21 protein-coding genes, 2 tRNA genes and 1 pseudogene are annotated in these 21,999 nt (G+C 64.0%); 4 read left to right on the top strand and 20 right to left on the bottom strand.

Going from position 1 to position 21,999, the window contains the following annotated elements; genetic code table 11:
* Nucleotides 1–45: 45 nt before the first annotated feature.
* The 5 genes and pseudogenes from nrdF to ACIP90_RS00425 form a co-directional block, all read right to left on the bottom strand.
* Nucleotides 46–1,020, bottom strand: a complete 975-nt coding sequence (nrdF, locus tag ACIP90_RS00445) for a class 1b ribonucleoside-diphosphate reductase subunit beta (protein WP_400575771.1) — start codon at nucleotides 1,018–1,020, stop codon at nucleotides 46–48.
* A gap of 91 nt (nucleotides 1,021–1,111) precedes the next feature.
* Entirely contained in the window at nucleotides 1,112–3,268 is a 2,157-nt protein-coding gene (gene nrdE / locus ACIP90_RS00440) for a class 1b ribonucleoside-diphosphate reductase subunit alpha (RefSeq protein WP_400575769.1), read from the bottom strand.
* A gap of 26 nt (nucleotides 3,269–3,294) precedes the next feature.
* On the bottom strand, nucleotides 3,295–3,813 hold the full coding sequence (nrdI, locus tag ACIP90_RS00435; protein ID WP_400576752.1) for a class Ib ribonucleoside-diphosphate reductase assembly flavoprotein NrdI: 519 nt from the start codon (nucleotides 3,811–3,813) through the stop codon (nucleotides 3,295–3,297).
* Nucleotides 3,814–3,890: 77 nt separating this feature from the next.
* On the bottom strand, nucleotides 3,891–4,136 hold the full coding sequence (gene nrdH, locus ACIP90_RS00430; RefSeq protein WP_056625338.1) for a glutaredoxin-like protein NrdH: 246 nt from the start codon (nucleotides 4,134–4,136) through the stop codon (nucleotides 3,891–3,893).
* Nucleotides 4,137–4,602: 466 nt separating this feature from the next.
* Nucleotides 4,603–4,740 (bottom strand): annotated as a pseudogene (locus ACIP90_RS00425) (SAM-dependent methyltransferase); the annotation flags it as partial.
* Between the two features lie 87 nt (nucleotides 4,741–4,827).
* Between ACIP90_RS00425 and ACIP90_RS00420 the strand changes: the two are divergent.
* Complete coding sequence (locus tag ACIP90_RS00420; RefSeq protein WP_400575768.1) at nucleotides 4,828–5,745, top strand: LysR family transcriptional regulator; 918 nt, start codon at nucleotides 4,828–4,830, stop codon at nucleotides 5,743–5,745.
* A 45-nt stretch (nucleotides 5,746–5,790) separates the two neighbouring features.
* Nucleotides 5,791–6,297, top strand: coding sequence for a DUF2004 domain-containing protein (locus ACIP90_RS00415; RefSeq protein ID WP_400575766.1), 507 nt, complete (start codon nucleotides 5,791–5,793; stop codon nucleotides 6,295–6,297).
* A 105-nt stretch (nucleotides 6,298–6,402) separates the two neighbouring features.
* On the opposite strand, the gene metE is transcribed toward ACIP90_RS00415, so the two are convergent.
* Nucleotides 6,403–8,733 carry a 5-methyltetrahydropteroyltriglutamate--homocysteine S-methyltransferase gene (gene metE / locus ACIP90_RS00410; RefSeq protein WP_400575765.1) on the bottom strand — a complete coding sequence of 777 codons (2,331 nt, stop codon included), beginning with the start codon at nucleotides 8,731–8,733 and terminating at the stop codon, nucleotides 6,403–6,405.
* Nucleotides 8,734–8,839: 106 nt separating this feature from the next.
* Nucleotides 8,840–9,805, bottom strand: a complete 966-nt coding sequence (locus ACIP90_RS00405) for a methylenetetrahydrofolate reductase (RefSeq protein ID WP_400575763.1) — start codon at nucleotides 9,803–9,805, stop codon at nucleotides 8,840–8,842.
* 407 nt (nucleotides 9,806–10,212) lie between these two features.
* Between ACIP90_RS00405 and ACIP90_RS00400 the strand changes: the two genes are divergently transcribed.
* Entirely contained in the window at nucleotides 10,213–10,410 is a 198-nt protein-coding gene (locus ACIP90_RS00400) for a hypothetical protein (protein ID WP_400575762.1), read from the top strand.
* Nucleotide 10,411: 1 nt separating this feature from the next.
* Here the strand turns inward: ACIP90_RS00400 and ACIP90_RS00395 are convergent, their stop codons facing one another.
* The 3 genes from ACIP90_RS00395 to ACIP90_RS00385 all read right to left on the bottom strand — a co-directional run bounded on the left by ACIP90_RS00395 (nucleotide 10,412) and on the right by ACIP90_RS00385 (nucleotide 13,122).
* Nucleotides 10,412–11,614: an ROK family transcriptional regulator gene (locus tag ACIP90_RS00395; RefSeq protein WP_400575761.1), complete on the bottom strand. Its 1,203-nt coding sequence runs from the start codon at nucleotides 11,612–11,614 to the stop codon at nucleotides 10,412–10,414.
* A 173-nt stretch (nucleotides 11,615–11,787) separates the two neighbouring features.
* Nucleotides 11,788–12,903, bottom strand: coding sequence for a class I SAM-dependent methyltransferase (locus ACIP90_RS00390; RefSeq protein WP_400575759.1), 1,116 nt, complete (start codon nucleotides 12,901–12,903; stop codon nucleotides 11,788–11,790).
* A gap of 146 nt (nucleotides 12,904–13,049) precedes the next feature.
* A tRNA-Ala gene (locus tag ACIP90_RS00385) sits at nucleotides 13,050–13,122 on the bottom strand.
* 248 nt (nucleotides 13,123–13,370) lie between these two features.
* Between ACIP90_RS00385 and ACIP90_RS00380 the strand changes: the two genes are divergently transcribed.
* Nucleotides 13,371–13,760 (top strand): hypothetical protein, encoded by a 390-nt coding sequence (locus ACIP90_RS00380; RefSeq protein ID WP_400575758.1) that lies wholly within the window; start codon nucleotides 13,371–13,373, stop codon nucleotides 13,758–13,760.
* A gap of 90 nt (nucleotides 13,761–13,850) precedes the next feature.
* On the opposite strand, the gene ACIP90_RS00375 is transcribed toward ACIP90_RS00380, so the two are convergent.
* The 10 genes from ACIP90_RS00375 to rplU form a co-directional block, all read right to left on the bottom strand.
* A tRNA-Ala gene (locus ACIP90_RS00375) sits at nucleotides 13,851–13,926 on the bottom strand.
* Between the two features lie 154 nt (nucleotides 13,927–14,080).
* Nucleotides 14,081–14,482, bottom strand: coding sequence for a ribosome silencing factor (gene rsfS / locus ACIP90_RS00370; RefSeq protein ID WP_400575756.1), 402 nt, complete (start codon nucleotides 14,480–14,482; stop codon nucleotides 14,081–14,083).
* A gap of 43 nt (nucleotides 14,483–14,525) precedes the next feature.
* A complete protein-coding gene (locus ACIP90_RS00365; RefSeq protein ID WP_400575754.1) occupies nucleotides 14,526–15,893 on the bottom strand; it encodes a hypothetical protein in 1,368 nt (455 codons plus the stop codon).
* A gap of 7 nt (nucleotides 15,894–15,900) precedes the next feature.
* Entirely contained in the window at nucleotides 15,901–16,629 is a 729-nt protein-coding gene (gene nadD / locus ACIP90_RS00360; protein WP_400575752.1) for a nicotinate-nucleotide adenylyltransferase, read from the bottom strand.
* Complete coding sequence (locus tag ACIP90_RS00355; protein WP_400575750.1) at nucleotides 16,574–16,798, bottom strand: hypothetical protein; 225 nt, start codon at nucleotides 16,796–16,798, stop codon at nucleotides 16,574–16,576. Before ACIP90_RS00355 ends, nadD begins: the two co-directional genes overlap by 56 nt.
* 99 nt (nucleotides 16,799–16,897) lie before the next feature.
* Nucleotides 16,898–18,247 carry a glutamate-5-semialdehyde dehydrogenase gene (locus ACIP90_RS00350; protein WP_400575749.1) on the bottom strand — a complete coding sequence of 450 codons (1,350 nt, stop codon included), beginning with the start codon at nucleotides 18,245–18,247 and terminating at the stop codon, nucleotides 16,898–16,900.
* A 26-nt stretch (nucleotides 18,248–18,273) separates the two neighbouring features.
* Nucleotides 18,274–19,371, bottom strand: a complete 1,098-nt coding sequence (gene proB / locus ACIP90_RS00345; protein ID WP_400576749.1) for a glutamate 5-kinase — start codon at nucleotides 19,369–19,371, stop codon at nucleotides 18,274–18,276.
* 64 nt (nucleotides 19,372–19,435) lie between these two features.
* Nucleotides 19,436–21,025 (bottom strand): GTPase ObgE, encoded by a 1,590-nt coding sequence (obgE, locus tag ACIP90_RS00340; RefSeq protein ID WP_400575747.1) that lies wholly within the window; start codon nucleotides 21,023–21,025, stop codon nucleotides 19,436–19,438.
* A 117-nt stretch (nucleotides 21,026–21,142) separates the two neighbouring features.
* Entirely contained in the window at nucleotides 21,143–21,406 is a 264-nt protein-coding gene (rpmA, locus tag ACIP90_RS00335) for a 50S ribosomal protein L27 (RefSeq protein WP_003803426.1), read from the bottom strand.
* 60 nt (nucleotides 21,407–21,466) lie between these two features.
* The gene (gene rplU / locus ACIP90_RS00330) at nucleotides 21,467–21,775 is read right to left on the bottom strand and encodes a 50S ribosomal protein L21 (RefSeq protein ID WP_003803420.1); all 309 of its coding nucleotides are present in this window, start codon (nucleotides 21,773–21,775) and stop codon (nucleotides 21,467–21,469) included.
* Nucleotides 21,776–21,999: the final 224 nt, after the last annotated feature.

The following is a 21,999-nucleotide window of genomic DNA, read 5'->3' as shown; positions in this document are numbered from 1 at the left end:
TGGAAAATGGCCATGTCCCGTGGAACCTCACACTTCTACAAAGAACTAGAAGTCCCAGTCCTCGTCCTCGGTGTTAACGGCCTTTCCGATGACATAAGAAGACCCGGAACCCGAGAAGAAGTCGTGGTTCTCGTCCGCGTTCGGCGACAGGGCCGACAGGATGGCCGGGTTCACGTCGGTGACCGAAGCCGGGAACATGGCCTCGTAGCCCAGGTTCATCAGAGCTTTGTTGGCGTTGTAGTGCAGGAACTTTTTGACGTCCTCGGCCAGGCCGACGCCGTCGTAGAGGTCGTGCGTGTACTGGACTTCGTTTTCGTACAGCTCAAAGAGCAGCTCGAACGTGTAGTCCTTGATCTCCTGGCGGCGCTCCTCGGAAACCTTCTCCAGGCCCTTCTGGAACTTGTAGCCGATGTAGTAACCGTGCACGGCTTCATCGCGGATGATCAGGCGGATCAGGTCGGCCGTGTTCGTCAGCTTAGCCCGTGAAGACCAGTACATGGGCAGGTAGAAGCCCGAGTAGAACAGGAAGCTCTCCAGGAGAGTCGAGGCCACCTTGCGCTTCAGGGGGTCGTCTCCCTGGTAATAGTCCATGACGATCTGCGCCTTCTTCTGAAGGTTCTCGTTCTCCGTGGACCAGCGGAACGCGTCGTCGATCTCCTTGGTGGAGCACAGCGTCGAGAAGATCGACGAGTAGCTCTTCGCGTGCACAGCCTCCATGAAGGCGATGTTGGTGTACACGGCTTCTTCGTGCGGCGTGAGCGCATCAGGGATCAACGAAACGGCGCCGACTGTGCCCTGGATGGTGTCCAGCAGCGTCAGTCCGGTGAACACCCGCATGGTGAGCTGCTGCTCCGCCGGCGTCAGCGTCGCCCACGACTGGACGTCGTTGGACAGCGGCACCTTCTCCGGCAGCCAGAAGTTGTTGACCAGGCGGTTCCAGACCTCCACGTCCTTGTCGTCCTGGATCCGGTTCCAGTTGATCGCCTCGACGTGCGTCAGCAGCTTGACCCTCTCGGTCATGTCTTCCCCTAAAAAGTTTGGGTTGGTTCTTGGTTAAAGCGTACGACGGCGGGCGGTTGCCCGCCGTCGTACAGGTACGATTTAGTTGAAGCTACAACATGCAGCTGACGCAGCCCTCAACCTCGGTCCCTTCCAGCGCAAGCTGGCGGAGACGGATGTAGTAGATGGTCTTGATGCCCTTGCGCCAGGCGTAGATCTGGGCCTTGTTGATGTCGCGGGTGGTGGCGGTGTCCTTGAAGAACAGCGTCAGCGACAGGCCCTGGTCCACGTGCTGCGTGGCCGCGGCATACGTGTCGATGATCTTCTCGTAGCCGATCTCGTATGCGTCCTGGTAGTACTCCAGGTTGTCGTTGGTCAGGTACGGCGCCGGGTAGTAGACGCGGCCGATCTTGCCTTCCTTGCGGATCTCGATCTTGGACGCCACCGGGTGGATCGAGGAGGTGGAGTTGTTGATGTAGGAGATCGAGCCGGTGGGCGGGACCGCCTGCAGGTTCTGGTTGTAGATGCCGTGCTCCATGACGGAAGCCTTCAGCTCGCGCCAGTCATCCTGTGTGGGGATGTGGACGTTCTTGAACAGTTCCTTGACCTTCTCGGTTTCCGGCACCCACTCCTGCTCCGTGTACTTGTCGAAGAACTCGCCCGAGGCGTATTTGGACTTCTCGAAGCCGCCGAAGGTCTGGCCCGTCTCGATGGCCAGCAGGTTCGAGGCGCGGATGGCGTGGTACACCACGGAGTAGAAGTAGATGTTGGTGAAGTCCAGGCCCTCTTCGGAACCGTAGTGGACCCGCTCACGGGCCAGGTAGCCATGCAGGTTCATCTGGCCGAGGCCGATGGCGTGGCTCTGGTCATTGCCCTTGGCGATAGACGGCACCGAGGTGATGTTGGACATGTCCGAGACTGCCGAGAGCGAACGGATGGCCGTCTCGATGGTCAGGCCGAAGTCCGGCGAATCCATGGTCTTGGCGATGTTCAGCGAGCCCAGGTTGCAGGAGATGTCCTTGCCGGTCTCGTCGTAGGACAGATCGTCGTGGTACGTCGTGGGCTGGGAGACCTGGAGGATCTCGGAGCACAGGTTGGACATGATGATCTTGCCGTCAATCGGGTTGGCCCGGTTCACCGTGTCCTCGAACATGATGTACGGGTAACCGGATTCAAACTGGATCTCGGCGAGGGTCTGGAAGAACTCGCGCGCCTTGATCTTGGTCTTCTTGATCCGGGAATCGTCCACCATCTCGTAGTACTTCTCGGTGACCGAGACGTCGGAGAACGGCATCCCGTAGACGCGTTCAACGTCGTACGGCGAGAACAGGTACATGTCCTCGTCCTTCTTGGCCAGCTCGAAGGTGATGTCCGGGATCACGACGCCGAGGGACAGGGTCTTGATGCGGACCTTCTCGTCCGCGTTCTCCCGCTTGGTGTCCAGGAACCGGTAGATGTCCGGGTGGTGGGCATGCAGGTACACGGCACCGGCGCCCTGGCGGGCACCGAGCTGGTTGGCGTACGAGAAGCTGTCTTCGAGCAGCTTCATCACAGGGATGACGCCGGAGGACTGGTTCTCGATCTGCTTGATCGGCGCGCCGACCTCGCGGATGTTGGTCAGCGCGAACGCCACGCCGCCGCCTCGCTTGGACAGCTGCAGCGCAGAGTTGATGGAGCGGCCGATCGACTCCATGTTGTCCTCGATGCGGAGCAGGAAGCAGGAGACCAGCTCGCCGCGCTGCTTCTTGCCGGCGTTCAGGAACGTCGGGGTGGCGGGCTGGAAGCGGCCCTCGATGATCTCATCCACCATCTGGGTGGCCAGCTGCTCGTTGCCGCGCGCCAGATGCAGGGCAACCATGCAGACCCGGTCTTCATAGCGCTCCAGGAAGCGGTTGCCGTCGAAGGTCTTCAGCGTGTAGGACGTGTAGAACTTGAAGGCGCCCAGGAAGGTCTCAAAGCGGAACTTCTTCTTGTACGCGCGCCTGAAGAGCTCGCGGATGAAGTTCATCGTGTACTGGTCGAGGGTTTCGCGCTCGTAGTACTGGTTCTTCACCAGGTAGTCGAGCTTCTCCTCGAGGTCATGGAAGAAGACCGTGTTGTTGTTCACGTGCTGCAGGAAGTACTGGTGTGCGGCCTCGCGGTCCGCCTCGAACTGGATCTCGCCGTTGGGGCCATACAGGTTCAGCATGGCGTTCAGCTCGTGGTAGCCCAGGCCCTTGTACGCGGCAGGGAGCGCCGGCTTCTCCTGCTTTTCAACAGCCGTGTCCATGGGCTTGTCCCTTCCTTCCGGCCTGGTTACTTCTGTGTCTGCGACAGTCGTGTCCAAAATTCTTCCAATCCTTTTTGTACACGGTCGACGTCTTCCGGCGTCCCCATGAGTTCGAAACGGTATAGATGGGGAACACCGCACTTGGCGGCGATGATGTCCCCCGCCATGCAGTAGTTGTCCCCGAAGTTCGTGTTCCCCGCCCCGATGACGCCCCTGAGCAGGCGGCGGTTCTGCGGGTTGTTCAGGAACCGGATGACCTGTTTGGGCACGGAGCCCTCACCCCCGGTTCCGCCATACGTCGGCACCACCAGCACATACGGTTCGGAGGCAGTGAGTGGCTGGTCCTTCGGATGCAGCGGAATCCGTGCGGCGTCCGTGCCCAGCTTGTCGATGAAGCGCCTGGTGTTCTCGGAGGCCGAAGAAAAATAGATGAGGTGACTGTGTGTCCGATCACCGGGTGTCCTGTCCTCGGATGCCCGGTCCCTCGGCGTCGTGTTGTCAGCTTGCGCTGCAACCGGCACATCGGCAAAAGCCGCCGCGGCCATGGGAGTCACCTCACCTACCTGGTATTCATCGGCCGGAACGGCATTCGGCCCTGCTGCAGGCCTTCGGGCTGCGAAGCCTAGGCCACCGAAGCAGCGGCGCTCAGCGCCAGCTCTTCGATCTTGTCCGGACGGAAGCCGGACCAATGGTCCTGATCCGTGACGACAACCGGAGCCTGCATGTACCCCAGTGACTTCAGGCGCTCAAGGGCGTCCGCGTCTTGGGAGATGTCCACGCTCTGGTAGGTGATGCCTTTCTTGTCCAGCGCGCGGTAGGTTGCGTTGCACTGAACACAGGCCGGCTTCGTGTAAACCGTAACGGTCATGGTCCCTGTCCCCTTTGTTGAAGTCACTGCTTCTGTACTCCTGAAGACTCTGCTTGAAGTCTCTGCGTCTAATTTCACCGATGCGATGGAGACCCTGCCTGGAACTGCAGTCAAACCAGAACCCTACTGCCCGGTACTGGCTTCACCGGTCTCCCGCTCAATCTGTATGTCGATACTACATGTAGTGCAAGGCCCCCAGCGGAACCCCTAGATGATGTATTACAAGTATGTCATTTAATGCACTTTTAATCCACAGGCGGGGGTCCCCAAAATGTCCGGATTTCCGGCATTTCCGCGGACGAAATCCACACCCTGTGGAGTAGTTAGACACATTTAAAGCCCAGCGTGTCGCGCGGAAGACGGCGTGTCGCACCTCCCCGGAGAGGTCCGCGGACGTGGCCCGGGACACGAAGCACGGGCCAGGAAGCATGCTTCAGCACCCCTTCATGTGATTAAGGAAACGTGGCTACAGCTGCGCCTCCCGGCGGTCCAGCACGATCTGCTGCACATCTAGGTAACCTGACCGGAAGCCGGCCCGGGAGTAGCAGAGGTAGAACAGCCACATCCGCTGGAAGACCTCATCGAATCCGAGTTCCCGCACCTGAATACTCACGGGCTATTCGCAACAGGAGAGAGCCCGGATGGGTACCGCTGTTTTCTTGCGGCTGAGCAGCGGGAGTAATGTGGGCTGGTGGTCAATCCCGTACATCTCAGGACCCTGCTGGAAGTGACCAGGCTGGGGTCGTTTGCGGCCGCTGCGAGCCGCCTGGGCTACACCGCCTCCGCCGTGTCCCAGCAGATGTCGGCGCTGGAGCGTGACACTGGCGTCCATCTGTTCACCCGGTCGGCGCGGAGCGTGGTGCCCACTGATGCCGCCGTGGTGATGGCCCGCCATGCGGCCAAGGTGCTGACGGACATCGAGGCGCTGATGGCCGCCGCGTCAAAGACCCAGGACGCCACGAGCCAGGAGCTGAGGCTGGGCATCTTCCCCAGCCTCGCCACCTATGTCCTGCCGAAGATTCTGAAGAACCCGGCCTGGAAGGATCTGGGCATCGACCTCCGTGTTTCCGTTGCCGAGCCGGCCCAGACCATCCAGGGGCTCCGCACCGGCGGAGACGTGGATGTGGCTCTGGTGTACCAGGTAGGCCAGTCAGGGCTCGCCTGGCCGCACACGATCAACCGGCAGTGGATCGGCGACGACAATTTCCGCGTGGTCCTGCCCAGCGGCTGGGGTTTCCGCTCCGAGGCGAAGGTGGCTGCGGACCATCTTTCGGACATGCCCTGGATCATGCACCACCCCGGCACGAGCGACGCCACCGTGATCGAGCGGCTCTTTGCCAGCTGCAACCTCCATCCCCGCGTTGTGGCGTACAGCGACGACTTTCACGCCAGTCTGGAGATGGCCGCTGCGGGCCTGGGCGCCGCACTGGTACCCGAGCTTGCGTTGCTTCACCGGCCGTCCGGCGTCGTGGTGCTGGATGTGCCGGAGATCAGGCTGGCCCGCAACGTCTTTGCGCTGCTGATCAATGAGAAGAAGACCGCCCGCGTACAGCTCTTCGTGGACCTGCTGGCTGACACGTTCGGCAGCCTGGGGTCTTCAGATAAATAATCGCCGAAGCTGGAATGAGCCGCTTTTCGGGTCTATGTTGAAGATATGACCAAGGTAGCGAGTCAGCACTTCGGAGTAATCGAGCTCAACCACGGCCGGGACCGTAACATCGCCACGGAACATGAGCTTGCCGGACAGCGCCTTGAGCTGGACCTGAACATCAACGCGCACGACCACTTCGATGAAGCAGCAATGCACAAGGTGGACTACCGGCTGCGCTACCTGCCCGAGCTCGTGGACGAGGTCCGCGAAATGATCGCTGAAGAGCTGGAGCAGGAAGGCACCAGCCCGCAGGAGTATCTCCGCTTCCACTGCAACGCCATAAAGGACGAGCATCTGCAGAAGGTCTTTGGCGTCCAGGACAAGAGCCAGCTGACGAACGCTGTGTTCCTGAAGGCCCTGAAGCTAGGCCATGTGGGCATCTACCCCGGCCAGCCGGAACGCTACTTTGTCATGGATTTCACCCTCGGCGAGCACTTCACCGATGAGGTGCTCGTGGCCTCCGCGGACGAAGACGGCGTCGTGGACGACGAAATCCTCTGGGAGTCGTGAGGATTCGACGGGTTCAACCACCGGAGCATTAAACGCCGACGGCGGGCGGTCACCCTGAGGTGACCGCCCGCCGTCGCGTCTCAAGCTCGATCAGCGGCTATATTCTTATTTTGCGCTTTCCAGCAGTTCTGCGCGAACCGTCTTGGTGGCCTCGACAAGGTTACGCAGGGACTCTTCGGTCTCGGTGTAGCCGCGGGTCTTCAGGCCGCAGTCCGGGTTGACCCAGAGCTGGCGGGACGGTACGTGCTTGACGGCGGTGCTGAGCAGCTCGGTGACTTCCTGCTCGCCCGGAACGCGCGGCGAGTGGATGTCGTAGACGCCCGGTCCAACGCCGCGGCCGAAGCCGTGGGACTCGAGGTCGTGGACAACCTCCATGCGCGAGCGGGCTGCCTCGATCGAGGTCACGTCGGCGTCCAGTCCGTCGATGGCGTCGATGATGGCGCCAAACTCTGAGTAGCACAGGTGCGTGTGGATCTGGGTTTCGTCAGCAACGCCGGCGGTGGACAGGCGGAAGGAGTTCACGGACCAGTCCAGGTACGCGGGCTGGTCCGCCTTGCGCAGCGGCAGGAGTTCGCGCAGTGCGGGCTCGTCCACCTGGATGATCTTGATGCCGGCAGCCTCGAGGTCGGCGATCTCGTCGCGCAGCGCCAGGGCAACCTGGTTGGCGGTCTCGCCCAGCGGCTGGTCGTCGCGGACGAAGGACCAGGCGAGGATGGTGACCGGGCCGGTGAGCATGCCCTTCATCGGCTTGCTGGTGAGGGACTGGGCGTACTTGGCCCATTCCACCGTGATGGGGGCGCTGCGGGTGACGTCGCCCCAGAGGATGGAGGGACGGGTGCAGCGTGAGCCGTAGGACTGGACCCAGCCGTGGACGGTGACGTCGAAGCCTTCGAGGTTCTCCGCGAAGTACTGGACCATGTCGTTGCGCTCGGGCTCACCGTGCACGAGGACATCGAAGCCGAGCCCTTCCTGGAGCTCCACAACGCGCTTGATCTCGTCTTTCATGAGCTGCTCGTACTGCTCCGTGGTGAGGTCGCCCTTGTTGGCGCGGGCACGGGCGGTGCGGATCTCGGACGTCTGCGGGAACGAACCGATGGTCGTGGTCGGCAGCGGCGGCAGGGCCAGGGCCTGCTCCTGGGCGGCTTCACGGACCGAGTACTCGGAGCGGTTGAAGTCGGCGGGGGTCAGGGCGGCGGTGCGGGCACGGACGTCGGCGCGCTGCACTCCCTCGGCGGCGGCGCGGGACGCGATGATCCGCGTGGCTTCGTCGATGGCCGGCTGCACGGCGACGGCATCGGTCAGCAGACCCGCCAGAGTGACGACCTCGACGGCCTTCTGGTCGGCAAATGCCAGCCAGCTGCGGAGCTGCTCGGACAGCTGGGTCTCTTCCTCGACGTCGTGCGGGACGTGCTGGGTGGAGGTGGAGGTGCTGATGGCCAGCTTGGCGACAGACTTCTGAAGTTCGGCGATTTTGTCCGCCGAAGCCTGCAGGTCGTTGCGCCAGATGTTGTGGCCGTCAACGACACCGGCAACGAGGGTCTTCCCGCCCAGGGCGGCCAGTGCAGCGGCGGAGGGAACGGCACCCTTAAAGACGTCGATGTGCAGGGCGTCGATGTTGGTGGCGGCGAGGGTGCCGAGCTGGCCGTTCAGCGCGCCGTACGGAGTGGAGACGAACAGCTGCGGGCGCTGGCCAACAGCCGAGAGCACCTCGTAGGAGCGGGCAACGGCTGCCTGGATCTCCTGTTCCGGGATGTCCTGGTCAACCACCAGGGCGGGCTCGTCGAGCTGGACCCAGCTGGCGCCGGCAGCGGCCAGCTTCTCGAGCAGCGCGGTGTAGACCGGGAGGACGTCCTCAAGGCGGGACAGCGGGCTGAAGTCTGCCGGGGCGTCGTCGGAAGCCTTGCTCAGGAGCAGGAAGGTGACCGGGCCAACGATGTACGGGCGGGTCTCCACACCGTTGGCGAGGGCGTATTCGAATTCCTCAACGATCCGGTTGGAGGTCAGCGCGAAGTTGGTCTCCGGGCCGATCTCCGGTACGAGGTAGTGGTAGTTGGTGTCGAACCACTTCGTCATCTCCAGCGGCTGCTGTTCCTTGTTGCCGCGGGCCAGGGTGAAGTAACCGTCGATGTCCAGCTGTCCCTCACCATTGAGGAGGTTGCCGAAACGGGCGGGAACGGCGCCGATGTGGGCTGCGGCGTCGAGCACCTGGTCGTAGAAGGAGAAGGTGCCGGGAACGGCGGCAGCCTCGGTCAGGCCCAGGCCCTGCAGGCGCTTCGCGGTGCCCAGCTGGATTTCCTTGGCGGCCGCGTCGAGGGCGGCGGCGTCGATCTTGCCGGCCCAGTAGGCTTCGACGGCCTTCTTCAGTTCGCGGCGGCGGCCGATGCGGGGGTAGCCCAGGATCGAGGCGGACGGGAACGCGGTGTTCTGTTCAGTCATGTGAGATTCCTTGAATGGTTGAGAAAGCGTGAGGGTCGTGGTTGCCTGCCGCGCAATGTCAGCTGACCATGTTGTCAGCTGGCCGTGTTGTTAACCGACCGTGTTGTCAGCTGGCCAGTTGCCGGCGGGCGAGCGCGTTCAGGCGGCTGGCGGAGCGTGTGGGCCTCGCAAGCGACAGCTTGTCGAGGACGTCCATCGCACTCTGGTGTTCATTGAACGTGTACAGGTGGAGCCCGGGGGCTCCGGCATCCAGGGCGGCGTTGGCCAGATCCACGGTGGCGCTGACGCCGATGCGGAGCCGCTCGGCGTCAGAGTCCGCAGCGGCAAGCCGTTCGATGAGTTCCGGGGCGGGCTGAACGCCGGTGAGCTCGCCGAGGCGCTTCAGCCTCCGCAGGCTCGTGAGCGGCATGACGCCCGGAATGATCGGGATGGTGACGCCGGCGCGGCGCGCCCTCGTGATGAGGTCCGCGTACTGCTCGGTGCGGAAGAACACCTGGGTGATGGCGAAGTCCGCCCCGGAGCGCTGCTTGGCCAGCAGCACCTCGACGTCGTGCGCCTCGCTCGGGGATTCCGGATGCCGGGTGGGATAAGCGGCCACTCCAACAGCCACCTTGCCGGCGCACAGCAGAGCGGAACGGCGCTGCTCAACGCGGCGGATGAGCTCGATCAGGTCCTGCGCGTAGCGGAGCGAACCGCTGACCGGCTCTCCCTGGTCCTTGGGCAGGTCGCCGCGGAGGGCGAGGATGCCGCGGACTCCGGCATCCAGGAGCTCCCCGATGATCTCGGCAAGTTCCGCCGGCGTGTTTCCCACGCAGGTCAGGTGGGCGAGCGGCCGGAGGGTGGTTTCCAGGACGAGCCGGTTGATGAGTTCGACGGCGGTGTCCCGGTTGGAGCCGCTGGCACCGTATGTGACGGAGACATAGTCGGGGTCAGTGGTCTCGAGCTCGCGGATGGTGGTCCAGAGTGTCTCTGCGGCCGCGGGAGAGCGCGGCGGGAAGAGCTCGTAGGACAGCGCCACCGGGGCGGCGTCGGAAAGATTTGGATGTGTCTCAATAAGGCTGGGTGGTGACATTTGCGTCCTTGGCTATGGGCCATTGAAGGCGGAACTGCCGTGGCCTGGGCCCGTGCAGTGAGCGGTCAATGAATTGAGTTTGGGGAACACGGAACCAACTTCGGCAGGGCGCAGCCGCGACTGTTACGCCTGAATAAAAGCTGTCCGTGAGCAAATGTCAGGCCCACATGGGGGCACCCACATCCTCCTTGGCGGCTGCCTGGCGGCATATCCGCAGCGGAGGATCGCTGACACGTTACCTCGGTAACTTGTATAGAACTCTAGGAGCCGGGCTGGGCACCGTTCAAGTCGGGCATCGAATTAAGACGCATTCTTACGCCTCCTTGACCGTCCGCCACAGAATTTTCTTCGCTGGCTGCCGCCCAGGAGCCCTCCCTTTGGGGCGGGAACAGGTCTATTCTTTTGCCATGATCCAGCTACCACCCAGCTACCAGGAATATCTTGCCGACAAGGACCCAAGCTTCGTTGACATGGTCCGGCCTGTCCTCTTGCAGTCCGCAGCTGACCAGCTCCATGGTGTCCGCGTGCTGTATGTCCCGCGAGGCCACCAGGCACACCTTGATGACACCATTCCCTACGGAACGATCGTCGAGGACATCGACTGACTCACCCCTCCAGCAGCAGCCGCTGCGCGCGTGGCGCAAGCGTGTGCTCCAGGACCAGGCAGGCAGCTCCCACGGCACCGACGTCTTCCCCCACCCCGGTTCCCACCACCTCGATGGCGTGGATGTTCCGAGCGTCGCTGTTTTCCCTGATCAGATCGGGGACTTGGTCCAGGTAGCGCTTTGACAGTGGACCCCAGAACGGTCCGCCGAATACAACGCGGTCAACGTCGAGCGTGTTGGCCACCACGGCCGCCGCCCGTGCCACCAGGACAGCGGATTTGTCGATGATGGCCGCTGCTGCCTCGTTTCCTGCGTCGGCAGCTTGGCACAGCAGGGCGAACCCTTCCTGCACGGCCGGTCCGTTGGACAGCGGGGCGGCCTCGTCCAGGACCCCGGCGGCATGGGCTTCAGCCACCAGGACCTTGGGAATGCACGATGACTTGACGCAACCCCGCAGGCCGCAGTCACAGAGAGGGCCGTCCGGATCAACAATGATATGGCCGATTTCGCCGGCGTTGCCCGATGAACCGCGCACAACCTCGTCATTGAGCACGATGCCGCAGCCAATGCCCGTGCCCATGTACATGAAGACGAAGCTCCCCGTACCGCTGGGGCCGCCTGCCCAGGTTTCCGCGACGGCGGCGCTGGTGACGTCTTTGTCCATGAGGACTGACATGCCCGTGGCGTCCGCGAGGGCGTCTCGGAGCGGAACGCGGTGCCAACCGGTTAGCAGCGGGGGCTCCACCACGGTTCCGTTGTCATGGTCGATCGGTCCCGGCGCCGCAACGCCCAGGCCGGCGATTTTGTCCTGGTCCACGCCGGAGGCCTGGACCAGCTGTTCGATCTCGCCGGCGATGGCGGCAATGACAGCGTCCGGGCCGCCGTCCGCGGGGGTTTTGATTTGCGAGTGCTGAACCACAGCACCCAGGAGGTCCAACAGCACAAACGTTGCGACGGCGGGGTCCAGGTGCACGCCCACGGCGTACATCCCCGACGGGTTGAGGCGGAGAATCGTTCGGGGTTTTCCCGGCCCGCTCCCCTCCTTTCCGGCTTCGATGATGAGGTTCTGGTCCAGCAGGCGGCGGGAGATGTTTGAGATGGTCTGCGGGGACAGACCGACGATCTGCGCCAGTTCGACGCGGCTCAGGCCTCCGGACGAGCGCCGGATCGCATCCAGGATGACAGTCAGATTGAAGTCACCCATGCGGGGCAAGTTTGTTCCGCGCCTCGGTGAGGGCTGGCGGATCTCGGTCAAGGAATCCCCTAAGCATCGTCGTTGGGCCACTATCGATGTCTGAATCGTACGTTACCTGCCGGTATACGGGTATGTCCCACGCGCGAATGCGGGAGGCCCGTTGCCAGTGCCAACGGCGGGGCCTAGCCGGCCTGCCCCTTGACACTGACAGCCACCGTGAATTTCGGATTTCGGCCCTTGATGCGGGTGGGGCCCACAAGCCGTTCCAGAGCCGGAATATACCGCAGGTGGCTGTTGAAGACAGTCCAGAGCTCACCGCCGGGAGCCAGGACGCGGCCCGCGGCCTCGAACATTTTGATGCCGGCGCCCGCATGCACGCTCGTGCCAAGGTGGAAGGGCGGGTTCAGCAGGATTAGGTCGGCGGTGCCGGCCGGGAGGGAAGCCATGGCGTCCTCCTGCAGCACCGTAATCTGCCCGCCCAGGCCGTTCGCGCTTGCCGTGGCCGCTGCGGACGCTGCGGCGGACGCTGACTGGTCAGTGGCGATGACTGCCGCCCCGGGGTGGGCCCGGGCGTACATGGCTGCCAGGACTCCGGTGCCACAGCCCAGATCCACGGCGGTGGCGGCCTCGGGCATATCAGGGAGGAAGTGCAGCAGGAAACGTGTTCCGATGTCCAGCTTGGTGCCGGCGAAAACGGCGCCGTGGGCGCAGATATCCAGATCGAGCTCCGCGTTGTGCTCCGTCACGGGATAGGGCGGTGGCGGCTGCACGGCTCTGGCGCGCGAGGCCACGAGGACCCGGGATTTTTGGCGAGCCAGCTGGGGCTGGACGGATTCAAAGTACCGCCCGAGCACGGCGTTCATGCCCAAGGACATGTGCTTCACGCGGCCACCGGCCAAGACCACCGCCCCGGCGGACGCGTACCGCGCCACGGCGGCGCTGATTTCCTCAAGTTCGGCGAGGGTCTTGGGAAGTTGCACCAGGACGAGGTCCGCACCGGCCAAAAGCCCTTCCCCCAACGGGAGCTGCTCAAAGCCGACATCAACGCCGAGTGCTGCCGCGTTGTTCCGGAGGGCACGTTCGCCCGTGATGAGATCCTGGTGCACGCGGATCCGGGCCGGCACCCGGGGCGCATTCCCCGAGAGCAGGGCGAGCGTGAGCGCCCCGTAGCGGTCTCCGATGACGGCTACGTCGCTCTCCGGCGTCAGCAGTTCGGCGGCCGTGTCCAGCAGGAGCACGTCTGTGGCGTCCCATGCCTGCAGGTTCGCCGCCTCGACGTCGGGGTATCTCCGGAGCATGCCCAGAACATGCCCTAAACTGTTCTCCGTCACGTACCGCTGCCGCCTGTTCGTCGCTGCTTTCCTCCGCCCACCGGATACACAATGCAGACCCGATGGATAACGCAAAAGGGCCGCCCCATGGGACGACCCTTTCTTGTTCTTAGTGGAGCTGAGGGGACTCGAACCCCTGACCCCCTGCATGCCATGCAGGTGCGCTACCAGCTGCGCCACAGCCCCGAACTGTTGCCGCTGCCGGTCTTTGTGTTTCCCGGAAGCAACCTGAATAGCGTAATGCACAATCTCCCGGAAGCGAAATCGAGGAACCCCACCGCCGGCTGGCGCTTCGCTCGGGCTCACGCCCCGACGGAATCTGCAGTCTTGATCCGAACATGCGGGAACACTTTAACGGCCTTGAGGTCGCCACGGGAGCATTCAAGGAGCCGGGCAGCAGCGCCGCGGCTCTTTGTGGACCCAGGAGGACTGCGGTGGCCGACGATCAGGACTTACCCCCGTTGGACGGCGCCGTGCTGCGGTCCCTGGCAGATGAGGCGGGACGAGCGGTGGCGCAAGCGTTTTTCGAGGAGTACCTGCAACTGCTGCCTGTCCGCGCGGCCGCGATCCTGCGTGGCCTGGCAAGCGAAGAGCCTGCGTCGGCCGTGGAGCCGCTAGTGAGCCTGAGGGTGACGTCGGCCATGGCCGGCGGCCTGAGGCTCGAAGAATACTGCCAGAAGCTTGAGCATGCGGTGAAGCGCGGACACAGGCCGGACCCCGTGGCCGTGAAGGCGGTCCTGTTCGCGAATATACGGCTGCTGGTTCGTGAGGCCACGCGCCAGGGCTACCTGCCCAGCCGGCGTCCAGGAGGGCCGGAGCAGTAGGCCCACCTACTCCTGCCCTGCACGCAGCCCCGTGGTGAAGTGGCAACAAAAAACCGCCGGAACCAGGCTAATCCCGGTTCCAGCGGTTGGTGGTGGAGCTGAGGGGACTCGAACCCCTGACCCCCTGCATGCCATGCAGGTGCGCTACCAGCTGCGCCACAGCCCCAATTTTCGCCGCTTCGACGCCTTCGGCTTTCGCCTGCTGGCCCGTACTACTGTCCGGATCGATCTTTCCTGATCGCTCCGAAGCAACTCAAATATCTTAGAACAGCGTTTCCGAAAATTCCAAATCGGGCATATTCGGCGCTGTTCCGCCCCGGCTACTCGGAATCGGAGCCAGCGGCGGCCTTGGCCGAGGTGTCATCGCCGAGCTGCAAATCCACGACGGGGCAGTCCTTCCAAAGCCGCTCGAGGGCGTAGAAAACGCGGTCTTCCTCATGCTGTACGTGGATCACCACGTCGGAGTAGTCCAGCAGTACCCAGCGTCCCGCCGACCGCCCTTCGCGACGCACCGGACGGCGGTCCTGCTTGATGAGCTCTTCTTCGATCCCGTCAACGATGGCGTTGACCTGGCGTTCGCTGGGAGCGGAGGCGATGAGGAAGACGTCCGCCAAGGCCAGGCGTTCGCTGACATCGAGAGCCACGATGTCCTGGGCAATCTTGTCCGCCGCAGCCCTCGCTGCGTGTCGGGCTGTGGCGATGGATGAATCAGATGCAGTCACGGGACTCCTTGTAGTGGTGTAAAACCTGGTGTGGTGGTGGAAGTCAGCGCGACAGGCCGCTGATGATCATGATGACGCCGGCGATAAGTGCCAGGGCCCCGAGGGCCAGCACTCCCAGCTGAAGAATGCGGAGCCGTTGTGCCCGGGCGAGGCCTGCCGTGGCAGCATCCAGCGGTTCCAGGCCATAGGCGGACTTCGCCGAAACCGGCGGAAGCCCCGTGAACTCCTCGACGGCATCCGCATCCCGGCCCGCGGGCGCCCCGGGCGCGGCGGCCGGTGCAGCGGCAGCCTTGGCGGCAGCTTCAGCACGGGCAATCACCCGTGCCCGCCCCGTGGACGTCGCACTGCCCGGCGCCTTGGATGGGCGGGAACCACGTGCAGGGATGCGTGGCCCGGGATTGGTCACCACGGGAACATACGATGTGGCCGGACGCTTCATGACGGGGCGGTCCACGCCGGGCACCTGGACGAACTCCAGCGGTGTCACCATGGCAAGGTTACTGGCGGTCGATGGATCGTTCTGAGGCGGCGCCGGGGTGTTCTTTTCCGCCAGCTTCTGTTTGGCCAGTGCGCGCTTGTTGAGCACGGCAGCGCGTTCCGCAAGAGCGATCTGCTCGGCCAGGATCTCGGGATCCACAGCTTCAGGATCCGTTGCCGCGATGTGCTCCATCTTCGCGATCTGGTTCTTGGCCTGTTCGGCGATGAGGGCCCGTGCCTCAAGGGCCTGCTCAACGGTCATACCGTCGGGCAGCTCCTGGGAACCCCCTGGGGGCGGTTCCGGGGAAGCTGACTTCGGGGCGGCCTGTGGCTGCGCCGGTGCGGGATGTTGGGCCGGCGCTTGCGGGTGGGCCGGCCCCTTGCCGGAAGCGGGGCCTTGGCCGGAAGCGGGCGGGACCACCGGAATGGCCGACGTGACGGCCTGTTCCAGCTGCTGCAGCCTGAGCTGGCGACGCGTGGGAGGCCCGCCGGCTGACAGCTGTCCTTCCTTCTCCGCAAGTTCCTTGATGGTGCGGAGCGCGGCCCGGTCCCTGGCCCTGATCTGGGAAGAGCGCTCGGCCGCCGAACCCGCCGGAACCGAATCCACGGGACCCGGCGCGACGCGCCGGACACGTCCGGTCGCTGAGGATGGACGCGTTGCCTCCGCGCCCCGGGCAGCGTCCGTCTTGCGGCGGTCCGCCGGCACCTGGGGTGCAGGCTGCTTAGGGGCAGGCCGGGCCGGTTCAGTCTGTTTCGTGGCAGGCTGCTGAGCGTCTGCCTGTTTCGTAACAGGCTGCTTCGCGGCAGGTTGTTTTGTTGCAGGGGTTACCTCACCGGCACCGGCGGTGCTGGCGTCCCGGATCTGACCCTGGGCTGCATCTCTGGCCTTCCGTAATTCACGGCGGCTGCGGATGGGAGGCTGTTCCTGACTCATTGAAAACTCATTCAGTGCTGGCGGGATCGTCTGTCTCGGTAAGCTCAGAGCTGGTTTGTACGGCCGACTGTGCGGCATACAGGCCGTACTTGGCGATGTACTGAACGACGCCGTCCGGAACCAGGTACCAGACCGGGTTGTGCTCGGCCACCCGTGCCCGGCAGTCCGTCGAGGAAATCGCCATGGCCGGCACCGTCAGGAGGCTGACGTCGTCGCGGCCCATGCCGTCGAGTTCGTGCCCGGGGCGCGTGACTCCCACGAAGTGGGCCAGCGACCAGAGCTCGTCGATATCTTTCCACGAGAGAATCTGAGCCAAGGCGTCCGCGCCGGTGATAAAGAACAGATCAGCGTCGGGGCGCTGGCGCCGGAGGTCACGCAGGGTGTCGATGGTGTAGGTGGGACCGGGACGGTCCACATCAACCCTGCTGACGGTGAAGCGCGGATTCGATGCCGTCGCAATCACGGTCATCAGATAGCGGTGCTCCGGCTCGCTGACTTTCTTGCTCGACTTCTGCCACGGCTGGCCGGTCGGGACGAACACAACTTCGTCCAGTCCAAACTTGGCTGCCACTTCACTTGCCGCAACGAGGTGGCCGTGATGGATGGGGTCAAACGTCCCACCCATCACGCCCAGCCTCAGCCGGCCTTGCCGGCCGCCGTGGTGCAATGCGGCGGAAATGTTAGCGGCCCTGGCCGTGGTCGTGCTTGTTGGGGTGCTGGCGGTGCGGGTCTGCATGCTCGTCAACCGGGGTGTGGCGGTTGCCCAGGTTCGTGTAGGACAGGGTGACGAACATCATGACCAAAAGGATGGCAAAGATCGCAATGCCGAAGACCCAGGGTTCAGCCCACAGCGGGGCCCGTTCTTCGTGTTGGGCGGCGGACAAGGCGATCTGCTGGAGCAGCATTTTCTCCCCTAGGGCTGAAAGGATGACGACGGCGGCGTTTTCCCGCCGTTCCGGACTTCTGTATATGTTACCGCGTTGTTTGACGCGGTAATGGCGGTGCTAGCCGCGGACCTGGCCCTCGCCCTGCACGATCCACTTCGTGGTGGTGAGCTCCGTGAGGCCCATCGGACCGCGCGCGTGGAGCTTCTGCGTGGAGATGCCGACCTCGGCGCCCAGGCCCAGCTCGCCGCCGTCGGTAAAGCGCGTGGACGCGTTCACGATCACCGCAGCAGAGTCGATCTCCGCGATGAAACGCTCGGCGTTCCCCAGGTCGTTGGTGAGAATGGCCTCGGTGTGCCCGGTTGTCCACGTGCGGATGTGCTTCACGGCCTCGTCGAGGCTGTCCACCATGGCCACGGCCAGGTCCAGGTCCATGTACTCGGTGGCCCAGTCCTCATCGGTGGCCGGCACGGATTCGACGGATGCAGGGAGCGCCGCGCGGACCCGCTCATCGGCATGGAGCCTGACTCCGGCCTTGCTCAGTGCCGCCGCCACCGCCGGAAGGACCTTGGAGCCGGAGTGGACCAGAAGCGTTTCCACCGTGTTGCAGACGCTGGGACGCTGGGTCTTGGCGTTGAGGAGGATCTCCACGGCCATGTCCTCGCTGGCTGACTCGTCAACGAAGATGTGGACGTTGCCCTCGCCGGTCTCGATAACCGGGACGGAGGAGTTGTTGACCACGGTCTGGATCAGTTCACGCCCGCCGCGGGGAATCAGCACGTCAACGCGGCCCCGGGCGCGCATGAGCACGTTGGCGCCCTCGCGGCCGTACTGGTCCACGGTCTGGACCGCATCGGCGGGGAGGCCGACGGCGGTGAGAGCCTCACGAAGGACGCTGATGAGGGCCTCGTTGGTGGCCGCGGCCGCGGTTCCCCCGCGCAGGATGACAGCGTTGCCGCTCTTGAGCGCGAGTCCTGCGATGTCCACGGTGACGTTGGGGCGTGCTTCATAGATGGCTGCAACGACGCCCATGGGAACATTGACCTGGCGCAGGCGCAGGCCGTTCGGCAGGGTCTGGCCGCGGACGACGTTGCCGACGGGGTCGGGAAGGCCCGCGAGGTTTTCCAGGGCGCCGGCGAGGGCCTCGATGCGGGAGTCGTTGAGGGTCAGCCGGTCCAGCAGGGCGGCCGACGTTCCGTTGGCGCGGCCTGCCTCTACGTCCTTGCTGTTGGCCTCGAGGATTTCAGCCTTGCGCTCGAGGAGGGCGCTCCCGATGGCCCGGAGGCCCTTGTCCTTCAGGGCGCGGTTGGCGCGGGACATGCTGCGGGCAGCCTGGCGGGAACGGTCGGCGATCGCGTACACGGCCGCTTCGACCTCAGCGGGTGAGGGCTGGCTGTTTTCCGGCGTGGAGGGGACCTGCGTAGCGTCGGTGGATGTCTCTGCTGCTTGGTTCATCAGTGCCTCAGTCATCATTCAAGTCTAGGTGAGTCTGGCCGTTAGACCAGAACAAGGTCGTCTACGTGGACAACTTCACGATCGAAACCGCGGCCCAGGGACTCCCCCAGTTCCACGGTGGAACGGCCCAGCATCTGTGGCAGTTCGTCGGCTGAATAGTTGACCAGGCCGCGGGCAATGACGGTGCCGTTGGGCGCAACCATTTCGACGGCGTCGCCCGATTCAAAGTGGCCTTCAACGGAGGTAATACCCGCCGGCAACAGGGAGGCGCCATTGTCCCGGACGGCCCTCACAGCGCCGTCGTCAAGAATCAGGCGGCCCTGCACGTGTGCCAGATGGGCGAGCCACATCATGCGCACGGACTTGCGGCCGCTGTTGACGGAGAACCAGGTTCCCACATCTTCACCGGCCAGGGCGGCGGCCGCGTTGGCCGTTGAGGTGACAAGGGCGGGAATGCCCGAATCGGCGGCCATCGTGGCGGCCTCGACCTTGGTTTGCATGCCGCCGGTACCGACGCCCGCCTTGCCGGGGCTGCCGATGTTCACGCCCTCCAGGTCCTGGGGGCCGTCAACCTGCGGGATCCGCTTGGCGCCTTTGGCGGGCGGGCCGTCATAGAGGGAGTCGACGTCGGAAAGCAGCACCAGCGCATCGGCGCGGACCAGGTGGGCCACAAGGGCCGAGAGCCGGTCGTTGTCGCCGAAGCGGATCTTGTGCGTGGCGACGGTGTCATTCTCGTTGACCACTGGGACCACGCCCAGGTTCAGCAGACGGTTCAATGCCCGGAACGCGTTCTGGTGGTGGCTGCGCCTCATCAGGTCATCCGCGGTCAGCAGTACCTGGCTTACGGTGACGCCGTGCGCCGCAAAGGCGTGCGTGTAGCGGGCCATGAGCAGCCCCTGCCCCACGCTGGCAGCGGCCTGTTGCGTCGCCAGATCGCGCGGACGCTTGACCAGGCCCAGGGGCGCCAGCCCCGCCGAGATGGCACCGGAGGAGACCAGAATGATCTCGGTGCCCTCGTTGCTCTTCGCGGCCAGCGCATTGGAAAGCTCGATCAATGCCTCTTCGGAGATTCCGCCCTTGATGCTCGTGAGCGACGACGATCCGACCTTGACGACAATGCGGCGGGCCCTGGCGAGCATGCTGCGGTCGTCGGTTCTTGGTTCCTCGATGACAATTGCGGAATTATCAGACACGTGTGCGGGTTCACTCCTCATGTTGGGTGTTCAGTCCACTCTCCTTGAGCGGCCGTGCGGCACGGCGCCCGCTGACTGATTCGGTCCAGATGCCCGCCTTGCGCTCGGCTTCCAGCTCGGCGCGTGCCGCTGCTTTGGCCTCACGGCGTTCGATCTGTTCCTCACGCTTCTGACCACGGGTGGGCCGGTCCCCGATGTCTGCAAAGCGGACATCGGTGCCGCGCGGCGACGCCAGCAGTTCGGCGCCTGCCATCATGGTCGGCTCCCAGTCGAACACCACGCCGTCGTCGTCACCGATCACTACGGTGTCGCCGGGCTTGGCGCCCTGCTTGAACAGCTCGGTTTCAACACCAAGCTTGGCCAGCCGGTCCGCGAGGTAGCCAATGGCCTCCTCGTTGGTGAAGTCAGTCTGCTTGACCCAGCGCACGGGCTTCTCACCCAGAACGCGGAACAGCGGCTCCAGGTTCTTTTCCTCGCGGCGGATCTTGAAGCCGGCCTCGTTGACTGCGCGGGGGCGCAGCACAGGCGCGTGCACCTTCGGCGGTGTTGCGGCCACCGAGTCACGGGCGGCCTTGACGATCTCCGCCATGGCAAATCCGAGTTGCCGGAGACCTTCGTGGCTCGTGGCCGAAACCTCGAACACGCGGTAGCCCCTCGACTCCAGCTCCGGGCGGACGAACTCGGCCATGTCCTTGCCATCAGGCAGGTCGACCTTGTTCAAAGCCACCAACCGGGGCCGGTGGTTCAGCGGAACAACCTCGCCGTCGTTGCCGGCATAGCTCATATCAACGGCATACTTTTCGAGTTCAGCTTCGATGATGGCGAGGTCGGAGAGTGGATCTCTGTCAGATTCCAGCGTACCGCAGTCCAAAACGTGAACCAAAGCGGCGCACCGCTCGACGTGGCGCAGGAAGTTGTATCCCAGGCCTTTACCTTCACTCGCGCCTTCAATGAGTCCGGGCACGTCGGCGATGGTGAACCGCACGTCGCCGGCCTGCACGACGCCGAGGTTGGGGATGAGCGTCGTGAAAGGATAATCGGCGATCTTGGGCCTCGCGGCGGACATGGCGGCGATCAGGCTTGACTTGCCGGCGGACGGGAAGCCGACCAGGGCGATATCTGCGATGGACTTCAGTTCCAGCACGATGTCGCTGGACTCGCCCTCGATGCCGAGCAAAGCAAAGCCCGGCGCCCGGCGCTTCTGGGACGACAGCGCCGCATTGCCCAGTCCACCGAGCCCGCCGGCCGCGGCGATGAACTCGGTGCCTTCGCCGACGAGGTCCGCCAGGACCTCGCCGTCCTTGGTCTTGACGACCGTGCCGTCCGGGACCGGAAGGATCAGGGTTTCGCCGTTCTTGCCGCCACGCCAGTCGCCCATGCCGGGCCCGCCGTTGGTGGCATGCCGGTGCGGGGCGTGGTGGTAGTCCAGCAGCGTGGTGGTCTGGGAGTCCACGCGGAGGATGACGTCTCCGCCGTTGCCTCCGTTGCCGCCGTCGGGGCCGCCAAGCGGCTTGAACTTCTCACGGTGCACCGAGACACAGCCGTGGCCGCCGGTACCGCCGGATACGTGCAGTACTACCCGGTCTACAAAGCTCGCCACGGTGAATCTCCTCTGTGCTTAATCCGGACGTTCTGGACGCCCAAATTGATTGTAATGCGGTTAAAAGACCAGTGGAGCGGGCCATCATGGCCCGCTCCACCGGTTCAGATCCTGTTGTTACTCTGCAGCTGCAGCAGCAACGATGTTCACGACTCGACGGCCGCGGCGGGTGCCGAATTCGACAGCGCCTGCCTGCAGTGCGAACAGCGTGTCATCGCCACCGCGGCCAACGCCTGCACCGGGGTGGAAGTGGGTGCCACGCTGGCGGACGATGATTTCGCCTGCGGAAACTACCTGGCCGCCGAAGCGCTTGACGCCGAGGTACTGGGCGTTGGAGTCACGACCGTTGCGAGTGGAGCTCGCGCCTTTTTTATGTGCCATTTGGAATGCCTGCCTTTAAATTCTGGGGAATCTGCTGAAAACCTGAACAGTAACCAGAGGTTACTTGATACCGGTGATCTTGACCTTGGTCAGTTCCTGACGGTGACCCTGGCGCTTCTTGTAACCGGTCTTGTTCTTGAACTTCTGGATGACGATCTTCGGACCACGGAGGTCCTGGAGGATCTCAGCCGTAACAGTTACCTTGGCCAGGTCCGCAGCTGCGGATGTGACCTTGTCACCGTCTACCAGGAGCAGTGCGGGCAGCTCAATGGTGCTGCCGGCTCCACCGGCGACGCGGTTCAGGGTAACGAAGTCTCCAACGGAAACCTTCTCTTGGCGGCCGCCTGCGCGGACAATCGCGTACACCACTTGGGAACTCACTTCTCTCGACGTTTATTACTAAATTTGCGTGCGGAACCTGGGTCCAAAGGTGTTTGGTCCGGCTCTCGCTGTGCCTCAACGCCGTGGATTCCCCGGGGGAATCCGTGAGCTATCCCCGGAACAATGCCGTTTGGAATTCCAAAAGGACCGTTCCCGGGGTCATAACCCAAGTGTTGGCGTAAGCACCGAAGATCTAGAATACGCTAATTTCG

It is taken from the genome of Arthrobacter sp. NPDC093139 (genome assembly GCF_044754165.1).
GTDB lineage: Bacteria > Actinomycetota > Actinomycetes > Actinomycetales > Micrococcaceae > Arthrobacter.
This window is presented reverse-complemented; position numbering and strand designations above follow the sequence as displayed.